The sequence below is a fragment of the Streptomyces sp. NPDC021115 genome (assembly GCF_044333065.1).
Taxonomy (GTDB): domain Bacteria; phylum Actinomycetota; class Actinomycetes; order Streptomycetales; family Streptomycetaceae; genus Streptomyces.
Window position 1 is genome coordinate 692,557 of sequence record NZ_JBIRQF010000003.1, and the last position, 14,464, is coordinate 707,020.

Annotated in this window: 13 protein-coding genes; 3 read left to right on the forward strand and 10 right to left on the reverse strand. The window is 70.9% G+C overall.

What is annotated here, in order from left to right; translation table 11 throughout:
* Positions 1 to 116: 116 nt before the first annotated feature.
* Complete coding sequence (locus tag ACH4TL_RS13110) at positions 117 to 974, forward strand: LLM class flavin-dependent oxidoreductase (protein WP_398317811.1); 858 nt, start codon at positions 117 to 119, stop codon at positions 972 to 974.
* Between the two features lie 57 nt (positions 975 to 1,031).
* On the opposite strand, the gene ACH4TL_RS13115 is transcribed toward ACH4TL_RS13110, so the two are convergent.
* The 7 genes from ACH4TL_RS13115 to ACH4TL_RS13145 form a co-directional block, all read right to left on the reverse strand.
* Complete coding sequence (locus ACH4TL_RS13115; protein WP_398317808.1) at positions 1,032 to 1,694, reverse strand: hypothetical protein; 663 nt, start codon at positions 1,692 to 1,694, stop codon at positions 1,032 to 1,034.
* Positions 1,695 to 1,749: 55 nt separating this feature from the next.
* Positions 1,750 to 3,294 (reverse strand): Rieske 2Fe-2S domain-containing protein, encoded by a 1,545-nt coding sequence (locus ACH4TL_RS13120; protein ID WP_398317805.1) that lies wholly within the window; start codon positions 3,292 to 3,294, stop codon positions 1,750 to 1,752.
* A gap of 105 nt (positions 3,295 to 3,399) precedes the next feature.
* A complete protein-coding gene (locus ACH4TL_RS13125; RefSeq protein ID WP_398317802.1) occupies positions 3,400 to 4,182 on the reverse strand; it encodes an ABC transporter ATP-binding protein in 783 nt (260 codons plus the stop codon).
* Positions 4,179 to 5,243 (reverse strand): FecCD family ABC transporter permease, encoded by a 1,065-nt coding sequence (locus ACH4TL_RS13130; RefSeq protein WP_398317800.1) that lies wholly within the window; start codon positions 5,241 to 5,243, stop codon positions 4,179 to 4,181. Before ACH4TL_RS13130 ends, ACH4TL_RS13125 begins: the two co-directional genes overlap by 4 nt.
* Entirely contained in the window at positions 5,240 to 6,277 is a 1,038-nt protein-coding gene (locus tag ACH4TL_RS13135) for an ABC transporter substrate-binding protein (protein WP_398317797.1), read from the reverse strand. The genes ACH4TL_RS13130 and ACH4TL_RS13135 overlap by 4 nt, the downstream gene beginning before the upstream one ends.
* Positions 6,278 to 6,334: 57 nt before the next feature.
* Positions 6,335 to 7,093 carry a CbtA family protein gene (locus tag ACH4TL_RS13140; protein ID WP_398317794.1) on the reverse strand — a complete coding sequence of 253 codons (759 nt, stop codon included), beginning with the start codon at positions 7,091 to 7,093 and terminating at the stop codon, positions 6,335 to 6,337.
* 51 nt (positions 7,094 to 7,144) lie between these two features.
* Positions 7,145 to 7,369, reverse strand: a complete 225-nt coding sequence (locus tag ACH4TL_RS13145; protein WP_398317791.1) for a CbtB-domain containing protein — start codon at positions 7,367 to 7,369, stop codon at positions 7,145 to 7,147.
* 263 nt (positions 7,370 to 7,632) lie between these two features.
* Between ACH4TL_RS13145 and ACH4TL_RS13150 the strand changes: the two genes are divergently transcribed.
* On the forward strand, positions 7,633 to 8,199 hold the full coding sequence (locus ACH4TL_RS13150) for a histidine phosphatase family protein (RefSeq protein ID WP_398317788.1): 567 nt from the start codon (positions 7,633 to 7,635) through the stop codon (positions 8,197 to 8,199).
* A 213-nt stretch (positions 8,200 to 8,412) separates the two neighbouring features.
* Positions 8,413 to 9,687, forward strand: a complete 1,275-nt coding sequence (locus ACH4TL_RS13155; RefSeq protein WP_398318681.1) for a S1 family peptidase — start codon at positions 8,413 to 8,415, stop codon at positions 9,685 to 9,687.
* 37 nt (positions 9,688 to 9,724) lie between these two features.
* Here ACH4TL_RS13155 and ACH4TL_RS13160 read toward each other — a convergent pair whose 3' ends face one another.
* The 3 genes from ACH4TL_RS13160 to ACH4TL_RS13170 form a co-directional block, all read right to left on the reverse strand.
* Complete coding sequence (locus ACH4TL_RS13160; protein WP_398425238.1) at positions 9,725 to 12,841, reverse strand: glycoside hydrolase family 2 TIM barrel-domain containing protein; 3,117 nt, start codon at positions 12,839 to 12,841, stop codon at positions 9,725 to 9,727.
* 119 nt (positions 12,842 to 12,960) lie between these two features.
* Complete coding sequence (locus ACH4TL_RS13165; protein WP_398326894.1) at positions 12,961 to 13,200, reverse strand: hypothetical protein; 240 nt, start codon at positions 13,198 to 13,200, stop codon at positions 12,961 to 12,963.
* A gap of 83 nt (positions 13,201 to 13,283) precedes the next feature.
* Positions 13,284 to 14,336, reverse strand: coding sequence for a cation diffusion facilitator family transporter (locus ACH4TL_RS13170; protein WP_398326897.1), 1,053 nt, complete (start codon positions 14,334 to 14,336; stop codon positions 13,284 to 13,286).
* Positions 14,337 to 14,464 lie beyond the last annotated feature (128 nt).

Sequence of the window (14,464 nt, forward strand, 5' to 3'; positions counted from 1 at the left end):
CGCCTGTAACAGACGGGCCTGGGACCGGCGGCGCAACTCCTCATTGACCGACGGGCCGCGCGGGAGGGTAACGGGGTGGTGGGTGCGCCGTCATGATCATTGCCTAGGGTGACGGCATGGATATAGGAGTCAACGTTCCGAATTTCGGCCCGGGCACCCGGCCGGATGTCCTGCGTCAGTGGGCGCGGACCGTGGAGGGACTGGGGTACGACCTGCTGATGGTCTCGGACCATGTCGCGGTCACCCCCGATGTGGCGGAGCAGTATCCCGCCCCGTTCTACGAGCCCTTCACCACCCTCTCCTGGCTGGCCGGGATCACCGACCGGGTGCGGCTGGGGACGACCGTGCTGGTCGCCCCGTACCGGCATCCGCTGCTCATCGCCCGCATGGCCGCCAACCTCAACCAGCTCAGCGGGGGACGCCTCGTCCTCGGCGTCGGCGTGGGATGGGCGAAGCAGGAATACGAGGCGCTCGGCGTGGAGTTCGAGCGGCGCGGCAAGCTGACCGACGAGGCCCTTCGGACGATCCGTACGGCCTGGGAGAACGACGCGGACTACCGCAGCGGGGAGATCCCGGTCTGGGTGGGCGGCAACAGCGACGCCGCGCTGCGCCGGACGGTACGGCACGGCCAGGCGTGGCATCCCATCCGGTTCACCCTCGACTGGCTTCGGGAGGCGCTGGACCGGATGAAGGGCATCGCGGACGAGCTGGGCCGACCGGTGCCCGGGCTGGCCCCGCGCGTGGTGCTGAAGCTCACCGACGAGCCGGTCACCGGCCCCGAACGCCCGGCAGGTCAGGGCACGATCGACCAGGTCATGGACGACATCGAGGAACTGCGCCGCCTGGGCGCCGAGTCCGTGCTGCTCGATCCGTTCAACGGCGACCCGGAGGAGACCTGCCACCCGGAGGCGGCCTGGCAGGCGCTCGCGGCCGTGGCCGCGCGCCGGGGCAAGGCCACCGACCAGGCGCGGTGAGCGGCGGCCGGGGCCGGGGGAGCGATGGCCGCGCCCCGGCCCCGTGCCGGTGCGGTCTCAGCCCACGCGCTCGATGCGCGCGTTGCGGATCAGGTTCTTGCCGGGCTCACGGACCTGCTCGAACGCGGCGTTGTTCAGCAGGGCGCAGCTGCCCGATGTCGACGTGACGGCGACGGTCGTGGACTTGTCGTTGTCCAGATTGGTCACCTTGAGCTTGGTGCCGGCCGGGAACTGATTGCTGGAGGCCGCCGGTGCCCCGTCCTCGCCGGACAGGGTGACCGTCGAGCCCGCGCAGACGACATCGCCGGCGGCGCCCCCGGAGGCGGCCGTGTCGTCGGCCGCCTCGTCATCGGCCGCCGTCGTGTCTTCGGCCGCGCTCCCGCCGCCCGGCGAGGACGTGGCGGCGCTCTCGCCCACCGCGCATCCGGACGCCTGCTGCTTCCGCTTGATTTCCTCGACGACCGCCTGCCGGTTCGCGATCCGGGCGTCCGACTGGGCATCGGGGTTCGCCCGCTGGTCCGCGATGAACTTCTCGTTGTTGGCCAGCGCCTGGGCCAGTCCGTCGCACGCGGTGGACTCCGCCTTGACCGTGTTCTTGGAAGCCGTGGTGCCGGCGCTACTGCTGGTCGCCATCACCCCGGCTCCCGCACCGGCCAGCGCCACCGCGCCGATCAGCAGGATCAGCTTCTTCGGACGGCCGAGGGTTCTTCTGCGCGCCATGGGGGACTCCTTCGGTGGGGTTCATGAGCCCATACGCACAGGAGTCCCGCCCGTCTCACGGATTCTCGCACCGGGTGGCGCGCAGATCGTGGCCGTCGGCCGTCAGACAGCGTCCCGTGGTCAGGTCGTAGCGCCAGCCGTGCAGGGTGCAGGTGAGCACATCGCCCTCGATCTGCCCGAACCGGCCCAGGTCGGCGCGGAGATGGGGGCAGCGGCGCTGGATCCGCCAGCCGTCGAGTTCGATGTCCTGGCCGTCGTCCTCACCGGAGGCGTAGTAGTTCTCGACGTACTCGATGCGCTCCATGGAAAGGCACTTGAAGAACACGTACAGGAACTCGTTGTACGGCCCGATCCGGCTGGCGGTGAACCGCATCGACAGCAGCAGGCTGTTGGACCAGTCGACCTCGCGCTTGACGACGTTGGTGGCCACCAGGTCGCCCGTGGTGGACAGCGTGTAGCGGCAGCGCTCGCCGTTCCACTCCCGCACCTCCCGCGCCGGGAAGTCGATCACGATCGGGATGTCGCCCACATCCAGCCGGGCCGGGCCGCCGACGCCCGTGCAGATGTGGTCCGCGCGCGACAGCAGCGGCTCCCACCACTGCTTCAGCTCGGCCAGCAGCCGCTTGCGCGGCAGCGCGGGGGTGCGCGAGGCGCGTTCGGCGGCGAGGGCGGGCCGCTGACGGCGGGCGAAGTCGCGCAGATAGGCGCGCTTGTCGCCGAAGATGCGGTCGATCTCCTTGTCGGTGTGGCGGTGGGTGAGCTTGCAGGCGGTGTCCTCCGGCTCGGCGACCGTGCCCGGCAGCAGCAGATGCGCCGAGACGTCCGGCCGCTCCCGTGCGAGCTGGGCCAGGAACTCCCGCTGGTCGGTGAAGATGGACTCCCCGTCGCGGCCGGTGCCGTTGTACTCGAAGAGCGCGTCGTCGAGGAAGCACGGCGGGCCCGCGTTGGGGAAGACATGCGCCGCCTCGACCGCGTCGATGTAGCGCAGCGCGCGGTCGAACTGGCCCTGCCGCTTGCGGGCGGCGAACTCCCGCTTCGCGGAGTCCGGCAGCTGGTAGACCATCGGGTACCAGATCGCCCCGGAGAACTGCACGAAGTACGCGTCGACCTCGCCGAAGTCACGGATGGCCGCGATGTCCAGCGGATGGGCGTCGTTCTGGTTCAGCAGCACCGTACGACCGTCGTCCAGGGAGAGTGCGGAGTCGCCGATGGGGCCGTCACCCGGGCCGGTGAGGGCAGTGATCATGATGCGCAGGCCGTCGCGCTCGACGGGCTTTCCGCTCTCGGTGCGCAGGAACCGGGTGAACCCGAGTGTGCGCAGCTCACGCTCCAGCTCGTCGGTGGCGAAGGCGGGCAGCAGCACCGTGATGTCCTTGCGCACGTTGCGGCGCAGATTCTGTGCGTCGAAGTGGTCCCGGTGCAGATGGGAGACGTACAGATAGTCCGCGGACCGCCCGAGGTGCGCCCAGTCCAGATCGGTGTTGTCAGGGAACGGAAACCACGAGCCGAAGAAGGCGGGGTTCACCCACGGGTCGCACAGAACCGATCCCGCCGCGGTTTCGATGAAGAGTCCTGCATGTCCAAGTCCGGTGATACGCATACCGCAGCACCCCAACCAGCTCGTGTATGTCGGACATCTCCGACTCTCCCGGTGATCGGGGTGGTGTGCATCCGCAGGTGCGCTCGCCGGGTGAACTGCCGCCGGTCACCTGGTGAGAAAGCGGATGTGCGGGCGTCCTTCGGGCCCGTCCGGGGTGACGGCGGTGCGCACTCCGTAGACGTCAGCGATGAGATCCTCGGTGAGGACGTCCCCCGGCGTGCCCGCGGCCGCCACCCGCCCCTCCCGCAGTACCAGCAGTGCGTCGCAGTACATCGCCGCCAGGTTCAGATCGTGCAGCGCGATCACCGTGGTGACCGGCAGATCCGCGACCAGCGCCATGAGATCGAGCTGATGCTGGATGTCGAGGTGGTTGGTCGGCTCGTCCAGTAGCAGTTCACGGGGTGCCTGCGCGAGGGCGCGGGCGATCTGGGCGCGCTGGCGCTCACCGCCGGAGAGGGTGTGCCACGACTGCCCGGCCCGGTCCGCGAGCCCGGTCCGCTCCAGGGCGTGGCGTACGGCCTCCTCGTCCGCCGCCGACACTCCCGACCAGGGGCGGCGGTGCGGAATGCGGCCGAGGCCCACCACCTCGCGCACGGTCAGCTCGGACTGGGTGACGGCCTCCTGCTCGACCACCGCGATCCGGCGCGCCACCGCCCTGCGGTGCAGGTCGCCCAGCGGGCGCCCGTCGAGCGTGACCACGCCCGAGGCGGGGGCCAGCACCCCGGCCAGCAGCCGCAGCAGTGTCGACTTGCCCGAGCCGTTCGGCCCGAGCAGCCCGACGCACGACCCGGGCGCCGGAGTGAGGCTCACCCCGTCCACGATCAGCCGGCCGCCCGCGCGGCGCGCCACGCGCTCCGCGCGCAGCCCGGTTCCGGTGTCCCCCGTCATGCCGTCCCCGCCTTCCGGGTGCGGTAGAGGATCAGTACGAACGCGGGGACGCCGATCAGCGAGGTGACCACGCCCACCGGCACCTCCTGCGGGTCGAGCATCGTACGCGCCAGCGTGTCGACCCACACCAGGAACACCGCCCCGGTCAGCGCCGTGATCGGCAGCAGCCGGGCGTGCCCGGAGCCCACCAGGGCGCGGGCGGCGTGCGGAAGCACCAGTCCGACGAAGCCGATCGCCCCCGCCGAGCTGACCAGCACCGCGGTCAGCAGCGCGGTGACGGTCAGCAGCACGATCCGGGTGCGGACCACCCGTACGCCCAGGGTGGCCGCCGCGTCCTGCCCGAACGCGAACGCGTCCAGCGCGTGCGCGTGCACCCCGCACACGACCAGCGCCACGGCCAGCACCGCGAGCCCCGTCCACACCTCGGCCCAGCCCACGCCTCCGAACGAGCCGAGCAGCCAGAACAGCACGCCGCGGGTCTGCTCCGCGTCCGCCGCCGTCATCACGACGAACGAGGTCAGCGCCGAGAACAGCTGCATCGCGGCCACCCCGGACAGCACCACCCGGTCCGTCGTGCCGCCCAGCACCTGGCTGAGCGCCAGCACCAGCGCGAACGACACCACCGCGCCCACGAAGGCACCGGCCGAGACGGACACCGCCCCGCCGCCGGCCCCCAGCACCACCACCGCGACCGCGCCGGTGGACGCGCCCGAGGAGACACCCAGGACGAACGGGTCGGCCAGCGGGTTCCGCAGCAGCGACTGCATCACCGCCCCGCACACCGCGAGCCCGGCCCCGCACACCGCGGCGAGCAGGGTCCGCGGCAGCCGCAGATTCCATACGATGCCGTCGCGGATCGGCGTCAGCCCGGTGCTGCCCCAGCCCAGGTGGGACGCGACCGAGGCCCATACGTCGGCGACCCGGATGTCGGCCGGACCGATGGTGATGGCGAAGGCGATCGACAGCGGCAGCGCCGCGACCCCGGCCGCCCACAGCGCCGGATACCGCAGCCGCCGTGCGCGGACCGGGGCCGGACCCGTCGTATCGGTGGCACCGCTCATCGATCGAGGCCGTAGCGGCGCAGCGCGGCGGCCACCTTCTCGACGCCGTCGACCGTACGGATCGACGGATTCATGGCCTGCCCGCTGAGCAGGACGTACCGCTTGTGGCGGACGGCGTCCATCCCGCGGGTGACCGGGTTGGACTCCAGGAACGCGATCTTCTTCGCGGCGGTCTCGGCCGACTCCTGCTTGCGGGCGAGGTCGCCGATGACCAGGACATCGGGGTTCCGCTCCGCCACCGTCTCCCAGTTGATCTGCGGCCATTCCTCATGGGCGTCATCGAAGACGTTCTTCGCGCCGACCGCGTGGGTGATGATGCCGGGGGCGCCGCAACAGCCCGCCATATAGGGGGATTCGGAGTTGGCGAACCAGTAGAGCACCGAGGTGCCGGAGGCGTCGATGCCCCGGGTGGCCTTGGCGACCCGCGCCTTGAGGCTGCCGACGAGCGCGTCGCCGCGCTTCTCCAGGCCGAAGACCCGGGCCAGGTCGCGGATCTCCCCGTAGATGTGGTCCATGGTCAGCGGGGTGGTGCGGCTGCCGTCACCGTCCCCGCTGTTGTCCTTCGTGCAGTCGGCGGGGGAGACGTACGTCGGCACCCCGAGCTTCTCGAACTGCTCGCGGGTGGCCACCCCGCCCTTGCCGAGGGTGGACTCGAAGGACGCGGACACGAAGTCCGGCTCCTTGTCCAGCACCTTCTCGAAGGAGGGCGCGTTGTCCGCGAGCCGGGGCACGGTGGCGTTGGCCTTGCGCAGCCCGGGCAGGACGGGGTCGGTCCAGGTGGCGGTGGCGGACATCCGGTCGGCGAGCCCCAGGGAGAGCAGGATTTCCGTCGACCCCTGGTTGAGCGACACCGCCTGCCGGGGCGGTGCGGTGATACGGACCTTCTGGCCGCAGTTGCTCACGGTGCGCGGATATCCGGGGGCGTTCTCCTCCGAGGAGCCGGAGGAGGTTTCCGGGCCGCCGCCGCATCCGGTCAGCAGTAGGGCGCCGGTCAGCAGCAGGGTGGTGAATCGGGCAGGACGTGCTATCGGCACGGGTGGTGTTTCCTCTGGCGGCAGATGCGGACCGGGTGCGGCGGACGGGACGGACGGTCAGTGGGCGACGCCCGCCTTCGCCGGGGCACCCGACGCCACGGCCGGGCGCGGAGCGAGCTGCCGCTCGGCCAGATACCCGAAGAACAGACCGAAGGCCCCCCACAGGGTCGCCTGGACGGCCAGTGCCGCCAGCCGGAACTGCCACAGCAGGGTGGCCGGGAAGCCATGGGGCACCTCGTTGAACGAGGGCAGGAACGCGTACGCGAGCCCGACCGCCGTCACGAAGGCCACCGAGGCGGCCACGGTGGCGTTCCAGTTGCCAAGACGCGGCGCCAGCCGCTTGCCGAGGATGACCGCGGCGACCGCCAGCAGCACACTGAGCACCACCATCAGGAAGTACAGCGTGGTGCGCTGGTCGAGGGTCGCGGGGTCGCCCACGGACGGCGGGTTGGCCGGGTACTTGAGGAACGGCACCACATACACGCTCACCAGCGCGCCCAGCGACACCAGCGCGGCGGTGGCCCGCGGCCCGAACCGCCCGACGCGCCCGAGGGCGAAGCAGACCGCGAGGGCGGCGATGCCACCGAGCGCGACGCCGTAGATCAGCACGCCGGTGGCGAGCCCCGCGGTGGACTGGAGGGTGCGGCTGACGAGTTCGGCGCCGCCGTGTTCATGGCTGTGCGCTTCCTCGAATCCGATGGCCGCGTCCACGCGCGACTCGCCCAGCAGATACGCCACGGCGAGCGCGAGCAGCCCGGCGGCGAGACCCGCGAGCATGCCCCGGACGAGCAGCGCCCGGACGGATATGGAGTTCATGGCTGTGTCGATTCCCCTGGTGTGCAGCTCGAACTGAGGCGATGAGGGCGGTCAGTGGCAGGGGAAACCGAGCAGATGACGCCCGTCGTGCACCCACTCGTGCACGTTCTCGCCGGAGATGACGGCGGTGGCGCCCTGCTCGGCGCCGACGAAGTACAGCAGGATCAGCATCAGGACACCGAAGAACAGCGCCCACGGGGCGATCGCCTTCAGCGAGACGGGGGTGATCTCCGGCACCGGCTGGGAGCTGGGTGCGGGAACGGCGGACTGAGCCATGGCGACCTCCTGGGAACACGCGTCCCGGTTGTTGGTACTCGTACGACGGCGCCGGGTCTGACTCGCCCGCCGGGCGGCCCGCGTTCACGGGACCGTTCCGCCGGACACACAGTGGCGCGACCGTGCCGGGTTCTCACCGGACTTCCATCACGCCGTCGTTTTCCATGAGACCGTAGCGCGCGACACCCGGCCGCCGCTACGGCCCGGTCGCCGGAATCGGCGCCCGCACGGCGGCAGATGGTACGGAAAAGGGGGACAAGGCGGTGCGTATCACCCTGCTGGCGCCCGCGGTCAACGCGGCCCTGCGGCAGGTGCGTTTCGATGACGCCCCGCCGGACGCGGCCGCCGTACGCCGGGCCAGGGCCGCCACGGGCGCCCTGCCGCACCACGATGTGACATTCACCGCACCCTCCGCGCGCTGCCGCGGCACCGCGCGGGCCCTCGCCCAGGACGCGGCGGACGCGCCCGGGCTGCGCGACCTCGACGTGGGCCGCTGGCGCGGCCGGTCGCTGGACGACGTCGGGCGGGAGGCGCCCGAGGACGTCGCCGCCTGGCTGGCCGATCCGGCGGCGGCACCGCACGGCGGTGAATCGCTGCTGGAGCTGATCGAACGGACCGGCGCCTGGCTGGAGTCGAGGACCGGACAGGACACGCGGGTGCTCGCCGTCGCCGAACCCGCCGTCATCCGCGCCGCCCTGGTCCACGCGCTGGACCTGCCCCCGCGGACCTTCTGGCGGCTGGACGTCGCCCCGCTCACGGCCACCGCGCTGAGCGGCCGGTCCGGCCGGTGGAACCTGCGCTGCGGAGCGCCCCTGACCGCCCCGGCGTAGCCGGGCCGCCCCGTCGATTCCCGCCGCGTCACAACAGCCGCGCCCCGCGGTGAGCGCGATGCCGGTCCCGCCCGTATGAGAAGGGAGGGCCCTTGCCGGCCGAGCCCTGGCTCTGGTTGTCGGCGACGCGCTGGATCGACGTAAGGAGACGTGGTGGTGAAGCACACGCGGCGAGGCGTGCGCCATGCAGTACGGTACGCGGCCGTCGGTGCCATGGTCTGTGGCGGGCTGTTGGTCGCCCAGTCCTCACCGGGCGGATCGGCGCACGGGGCGGAGAGCGGTGGCTCCTCGCAGGTTCTGGACGGGGAGAACGGCCGGGACGGCACGAGAACCGATCTCGGGAGCAGCCTGGTGTCCGAGCTGGGCGCGTCCCGTACGGCCGGGAACTGGACGGGCGAGGACGGCAAGCCGGTGGTCGCGGTGACCGACGCGGACGCGGCCGACGAGGTCAGCCGGGCCGGGGCGCGGGCCAAGCGGGTGCGGTTCAGCATGGACCAGCTGGAGTCCGTCACCAAGGCGCTGCGCGAGGCACCCCGGGTGGCGGGCACTGCCTGGATGGTCGACCCGAAGTCCAACAAGGTGATGGTGCTGGGTGACAGCTCCGTCTCCACCTCCGACTGGTCGCGGATGAAGGGCATGGCCGAGCCGATGGGTGAGGAGGTGAACATGCAGCGCACCTCGGGGACGTTCGCCACCAAGACCGATGGTGCCGCCCCGATCTTCACCAACGGCAGCCGCTGCTCGGCCGGTTTCAACGTCACCAACGGCCAGACCGGCTTCATCCTGACCGCCGGGCACTGCGGCCCGCCCGGAACTCCCTGGTTCCAGGACACCTCGGGCAAGACGAGCATCGGCACCACGGTGCAGACCAACTTCCCCGGCAACGACTTCTCCCTGGTGCGCTACGACAACACCAAGCTCTCCCGGAACAGCGTCCTGGACGTGGGCAACAACCAGCAGGTGAAGATCACCAGCGCCGCCGACCCGACCGTGGGTCAGGAGGTCTTCCGCAGCGGCGCCACGTCCGGACTGCGCTCCGGCAAGGTGACGGGGCTGAACGCCACCGTCAACTACCCCGAGGGCAGCGTCAGCGGGCTGATCCAGACCACCGTGTGCGCCGAGCCCGGCGACAGCGGCGGCCCGCTCTTCGTCGGGAACACGGCGCTCGGCGTGACCTCGGGCGGCAGCGGCGACTGCACCAAGGGCGGGGTCACCTTCTTCCAGCCCGTGACCAAGGCGATGACGGCGCTCGGCGTGACCATCCCGGGCACCAGGATCGGTGAGGCGGGCGGCTCGGCCGACAACTCCGCCACCGCCCCGGGCACCCAGGCTGCCCAGGACGGCGTGACATCGCTCGACGGCATCATGGAGCGGGTGCGGGCGTTCGGCCCCGGCCTGTGGATCATCGCCGGTGGCGTCGTCGGCTTCGCCATCAGCCTGCGCCCGCGTCGGCGCCGCTACAACAGCTACTACACCCCGGGCTGGTGAGCCGGTTCCCCGGGGCCGGAGCCCCGGGGTCCGCCGGTCAGACCTCCGGGGCGTCCAGCAGCACGATCCGCTGGGCGCCCTTGGCCTCCCCGGGGTACCGGCTGACCAGGTCCAGCCGGAGCCGGGCGGTGCGCACCGGGTCGAAGGTGATGACGGTCGGCTCGCCCGACGCCTCGGCCCAGGCGACCTCCGCCCCGCGGACCGGGACGAAGCGGCGGCCGTCCCACGCGGACACCGTGACCGAGGCGGGCAGGGTGTGGGTCGCGTCGAGGGTGAAGGACACCTCGACGCGACGGACCCGGCGTTTCTTGGCCCAGGTCACCGAGACCCAGTCGGTCTCCCTGGCCCCTTCGAAGGCGGGCAGCAGCGCGGTGGCGGGCTTGTGGAACGCGTTGGACCAGCCGGTGGCGGGGTCGCCGTCCAGCATGGCGGCGGGCAGCGTTCGGGGTGCGCCGGAGTAGCTGGCGTCGGCCAGCGGGTAGGCGGGCGCGTCCGGTCCCGGGTCGGGTGCGAAGGGCGGGGTGGGGGTGACGTGCGCCGATGTTCCGCCGGTGGTGCGGACGGTGGCGGTGGCCTTGCGCAGTCCTGCTGAGCGGGCGGTGAGGGTGAGGTGGCCGGGCTTGGTGCCGGTGCGGACGATGGCGAGGGCTTTGCCGTGGTAGGCGGTGCGGGTGCTGGCCTGGTAGCGCTCGGCGCTTTCCTGGCGTCCGTTGTCGACACCGGCGAGTGTGCCGCCGGATACGTGGAAGGTGATGAGGTGGTCGGCGTCGGGCACTAGTACGCCGTGGGCGTCGATGACTTCGGCGGTGATGAAGGTGAGTGAGCGGCCGTCGGCGGTGGTGGTTTTGCGGTCGGGGGTGAGGCGGAGGGCGTGGGGGCGTCCGGCGGTGCGGCGTGTGTCGGTGGCGACGGTGCGGCCGTTGCGGCGGGCCACGGCTTTCAGCTCGCCGGGGGCGTAGGGGATTTTCCAGGTGAGGTGGAGTTTTCCGGCGCTGTTGTTGGGGCTGGTGTAGCTGCCGGGGTAGGGGCCGGTGGTGACGGTTTTGTCGTCGCCGGTGGCTTCGGTGGTTTCCAGGTAGGTGCGGCCGTCGGTGGTCTTCTTGGTGTCGAAGCGGCGTACCCCGAGCGAGTGGCCGTTGAGGAAGAGTTCGACGGTGTCGACGTTGGCGTAGACCCAGACCTCGACGGTCTCGCCCGGCCGGTGGCCGGTCCAGTCCATCGGCACCAGGTGGACCATGGGCTCGCTGGTCCACTGGCTCTTGAACAGGTAGTACATGTCCTTGGGGAATCCGGCGGTGTCCACGGCGCCGAAGAAGGACGCCTTCACCGGGAACACGTCGTACGGCGTGGGCTCGCCGATGTAGTCGATGCCGGACCACAGGAACTGCCCGGTGAAGAACTTCCGGTCGCGGTCCTTCTTCAGCCCGTACTCGCCGCTCATGGTCCACGAGGCGAGGTTGTTGTCGTAAGCGGAGGGCTCGCGCTTGCCGGGGGTGTGGTTCTCCCCGGTGTTGAGGTGTTCCGGCTCCTGGTAGGCCCCTCGGGAGGAGGTCTCGGAGGAGGACTCGGACTCGAACAGGAACAGATGCGGATAGCGGGCGTGCAGCGCGTCCACCGAGGCAGCGGTGTTGTAGTTGAGGCCCAGCCCGTCCAGCTTGGCGAGCATCTGATCGGCGGCGGAGCCGGGGGAGGGGAGGGAACGGTACTTGTCGGAGCCGATCACCACCGGCCGGGTGTCGTCGGCCTTCTTGACGGCGTCGATGAGCCGCTCGGCCATGCCGAGTCCGGCGGTGCTGGTGGAGTCCGGGATCTCGTTGCCGATGGACCACATGATGACCGCGGGGGAGTTGCGGGCGGCCCGCACCATCTCGGTGATGTCCGCCTCGCTGTGCTCGTCGAAGAAGCGCCCGTAGTCGTACGGGTTCTTGCCGGTGCGCCAGCAGTCGAACGCCTCGACCAGCATGACGATGCCCAGCCGCTCGCAGATCTCGATCATCTCCGGCGCGGGCGGATTGTGGGAGGTGCGCAGGGCGTTGACGCCCATGCTCTTCATGATGGTCAGCTGCCGCAGCGCTGCGTCGGCGTGGAACGCGGCGCCCAGCGCACCGAGGTCATGGTGGAGGTCGACGCCCTGGAGCTTGGTGTACTCGCCGTTGACCGTGAGCCCGTGGTCGGGGTCGATGGTGACGTGGCGGATGCCGAAGGGGGTGCGGTAGCGGTCGGTGGTCTCGTCTCCGACGCGTAGCTCGGTCTCCAGGGTGTACAGCCGGGGTGTGTCGAGGGACCAAAGCCGGGGCGTGTCGACGGTGATGTCCTGGGTGGCGTCGCGGGTGGTGTCCGCGGCGACGGTGAGGGTGGAGCGGGTGTGGGCGACCGTCTTGCCCTCAGGATCTTTGACCGTGGAGACGACGGTGACCGGCTTCTCGGAGCCCGTTGCGTTGACGACGCTGGTGCGGGCCCGGACGGTGGCACGGGTCTCGTTCACGGTGGGGGTGGTGACGTAGGTGCCCCAGCGGGCCACGTGGACGGGGTCGGTGATGACCAGGCGGGCGTGGCGGTAGATGCCGCTGCCGGAGTACCAGCGGCTGCTGGGCAGCTGGTTTTGGACCTTGACGGCGAGGACGTTGGGGGTGGTGCCGTCGGTGTGCACCGTGTCGGTGAGGTCGAGGGCGAACCCGGTGTAGCCGTAGGGGTGGTTGCCGACGAGCTTGCCGTTGCAGTACACGTACGCGTCCATGTACACCCCGTCGAACTCGACGGAGATCCGCTTGCCCGCGAGCCCGGACGGCAGCGTGAAGGATCTTCGGTACCAGCCGAGCCCACCGGGCAGGAAGCCGGTCCCGCCGGTGGTGCCGTGCTCGGTGGTCGGGGTCAGTTCGATGCTCCAGTCGTGCGGCACCGCGACCGTACGCCACTTCGCGTCGTCGTAGCCGGGCTGCTGGGCGTCCTCGTAGGTCTCGTCCGGCTCGGCGTTCCCGTCCGGGGTGACGAGCGCGAAGCGCCAGCCGTTGTCGAGCGGGATGGTCCGTCCGCCGCTCGCCCGGGACGCGGTGGCCGCGGGGGTGGCCGCTTGAGCGGGGATGCCGGTGGCGAGCGTCCCCGCCATGGGCGCGGCGCTGCCGGCGATCAGCAACGATCTACGAGTGACCGCCATGGCGATCCCCTTCTCTTCGGTTATGTTGCTTCTTGGGAGTGCCGAACGGCCTCAACTCCCCTTTGGTGAACAGATTCTGACAGTTTCGAACAGGCCGATGTCAAGGCCCGTGCGGTTCCTCAGATCTCGTAGTGGTGACGGTGGTGCGGGTCGGGATCCTCGACCACCGGAGGCGCGGCGGTCGGCGGGACCACCCGCCGGCGCTTGTAGACGCTGACGTACGCGGCCATGCCGATGAAGCCGACGGCCATGAGGATCAGGCCCACCAAATGCACATTGAATCCATTGCCGTCCCAGTCGGTCGCGAAGGTGAGGATGCCTCCGATCGCGACCATGAGGATGCAACCGCCCAAGCCCATGAGTATTGCCTCCGAACATGATTAGCTCTTCCGGGCAGGTCCGCGCCCGAGTACCCGTCAAAGCCCCCTCCAATCCGGGGAGCTCAGGAGCGGTCGCCCTCGGCGTCGGCGCCGGTTTCGGTGGCCACCGCACGGTCGAGCGCCCGGAGGTCCCGGCGGGCCCGGGCGCGGTCCTTGGCGGAGGCGTCCGTGACGTCCAGGAAGATCTGGTCGGCATGCGGCCAGACCTCCGTCATCTTGGCCTTGACCCGCATCAGGACCTCCTCGACCTCTTCGCTGTCGAGCCCGGCGACGAGGTCGACCCGGGCCGCGACCAGCGTGGACTCGGTGCCCAGACGCATCGTCAGCAGCGTGGTGACCGTGTCGATCTCCGGCTGTTCGTCGAGGAAGCGCCGTATCTCCCGCCGCTGCGCCGGATCGATCGCCTCACCGATCAGCCGCCCCCGCGACTCCATGGCCAGCCGGTAGGCCACGTAGACGAGCAGCGCCCCGATCAGGAACGACGCCACCGCCTCGTACTCGCCGTCGCCGGTGAGCATGTGGAGCCACATGCCGAGCAGGGCGAACACCACGCCGAGACAGGCGGTGGAGTCCTCGGCCAGCACGGTGCGCAGCGTGGGGTCGTCCCCGGTGCGGATCTCGGTGAGCATGCCGTGGCCCGCCTTCCGGGCCTTGCCGCGGACCTGGACCAGGGCGCGGACCAGCGAGGAGCCCTCCGCGACGAGGGCCACGCCCAGCACGCCGAGGCCGACCACATAGCCGGTGTGGCTCTCCGAGCTGCCCGACTGAAGCGCCTCGAAGCCCTGGAAGAACGAGAAGCAGCCGCCCATGACGAAGATGCCGACGGCGGCGAGCAGCGCCCAGAAGTACCGCTCTTTGCCGTAGCCGAAGGGGTGCTGGGCGTCCGGGGCGCGTTTACTGCGCTTGAGGGAGGCGAGCAGGAACACCTCGTTGAGGCTGTCGGCCACCGAATGGGCGGCCTCGGAGAGCAGCGCGGGGGAGCCCGTGAAGACCCCGCCGATCGCCTTGGCGAGGGCGATGACGAGGTTGGCGGCGAGGGCGACGAGCACGGTGACCGCGGTTCTGGTGTCCTCGCCGGACCGGGTGCCGGGGGTGCGCGCCGCGGATTCGCTCATCGTGGAACTCCGATCGTGGGACTCGGTACGTCTGGTGTCCCCCTCTGGTGTCCCGATGTGGCCGCCTTAACCGTCGCGTCCACCCACGCGGCATCGTCCCGGAACGCGGAACGCCTCGTGGGAGTACC

Excerpts from the sequence above, each read along its gene's own strand:
- ACH4TL_RS13160 (WP_398425238.1), bottom strand. The coding sequence starts at position 12,841 with ATGGCGGTCACTCGTAGATCGTTGCTGATCGCCGGCAGCGCCGCGCCC.
- ACH4TL_RS13120 (WP_398317805.1), bottom strand. The coding sequence starts at position 3,294 with ATGCGTATCACCGGACTTGGACATGCAGGACTCTTCATCGAAACCGCG.
- ACH4TL_RS13140 (WP_398317794.1), bottom strand. The coding sequence starts at position 7,093 with ATGAACTCCATATCCGTCCGGGCGCTGCTCGTCCGGGGCATGCTCGCG.
- ACH4TL_RS13170 (WP_398326897.1), bottom strand. The coding sequence starts at position 14,336 with ATGAGCGAATCCGCGGCGCGCACCCCCGGCACCCGGTCCGGCGAGGAC.
- ACH4TL_RS13155 (WP_398318681.1), top strand. The coding sequence starts at position 8,413 with ATGGTCTGTGGCGGGCTGTTGGTCGCCCAGTCCTCACCGGGCGGATCG.
- ACH4TL_RS13125 (WP_398317802.1), bottom strand. The coding sequence starts at position 4,182 with ATGACGGGGGACACCGGAACCGGGCTGCGCGCGGAGCGCGTGGCGCGC.
- ACH4TL_RS13165 (WP_398326894.1), bottom strand. The coding sequence starts at position 13,200 with ATGGGCTTGGGCGGTTGCATCCTCATGGTCGCGATCGGAGGCATCCTC.
- ACH4TL_RS13115 (WP_398317808.1), bottom strand. The coding sequence starts at position 1,694 with ATGGCGCGCAGAAGAACCCTCGGCCGTCCGAAGAAGCTGATCCTGCTG.
- ACH4TL_RS13110 (WP_398317811.1), top strand. The coding sequence starts at position 117 with ATGGATATAGGAGTCAACGTTCCGAATTTCGGCCCGGGCACCCGGCCG.
- ACH4TL_RS13145 (WP_398317791.1), bottom strand. The coding sequence starts at position 7,369 with ATGGCTCAGTCCGCCGTTCCCGCACCCAGCTCCCAGCCGGTGCCGGAG.
- ACH4TL_RS13130 (WP_398317800.1), bottom strand. The coding sequence starts at position 5,243 with ATGAGCGGTGCCACCGATACGACGGGTCCGGCCCCGGTCCGCGCACGG.